At 58.3% G+C, this 777-nt stretch carries 1 protein-coding gene; it reads left to right on the top strand.

Translation table 11 applies throughout. The annotated features are described in order from the left end of the window. Positions 1 to 186: 186 nt before the first annotated feature. The coding region (locus I6F20_RS37565) for a condensation domain-containing protein (protein WP_225131595.1) at positions 187 to 777 on the top strand (591 nt) is incomplete at its 3' end.

Genomic DNA, 777 nt, shown 5'->3' with positions numbered 1-777 from the left:
AAAGATAGACCGTGCTCGCCTTTCCTCCGTTCCTTACCGCGAGATAGAAACTAGTCCATCTGCTGAGCCCCGCACCAGGAACGAGCGGGTTCTTGCTCGGATCTGGGAGGATCTATTAGGCGCCGAGCGGGTGGGAATCGACAGCAGTTTCTTTGATATCGGCGGCGATTCTCTTCTCAGCGTACGTTGCGTCACGCTGGCGCGCTCACCGTCAACCAGCTTTATCGAACACCGACCATCAGGGAGTTGGCGGCCGGGGAAGCGGAGGCGGCACCCCACAACGTGGCTTCCGCGGACGGCTTACTGCCTGTGCCCCCCGTAATATCGTTTTGGAATTCTCTTGTCGGCTTTGACGAGCATTTTAACCTCGGCGATCTGTTCTTCTTGCGCAGCGGCATCCTGGACATCAATATCCTGGACCGCGCTCTCGCCCATGTCATCGAGAGGCACGAAGGCCTCAGGCTCCGCGTTGCCCGAACCCAAGATGGACTACGGCTGGGGATTGGCGCTTGTCCGGCCGAGCGCATCGTGGAGGAGATCGATCTCGTCCGGATGACCGGCCCAGACCAGCGCAGGACAATCGAGAGCGTCTCGGCAAGACGTCAACACATGTTTCGGTTTGACGGCCACACGCCTCTCGTTCACGTCGTGGCCTTCCGTGCTTCGGAAAGCGGCGATTATTATCTGCTGGTACTGGTGCATCATTTCGTAGTGGATGGGATGGGCTATCGGCTATTCCTGGAAGCATTGGAGGACGCATACAACGCTCTTGCTGCA

Source organism: Bradyrhizobium sp. IC3123 (assembly GCF_020193625.1).
Classification (GTDB): Bacteria; Pseudomonadota; Alphaproteobacteria; order Rhizobiales; family Xanthobacteraceae; genus Bradyrhizobium; species Bradyrhizobium yuanmingense.
This window is presented reverse-complemented; position numbering and strand designations above follow the sequence as displayed.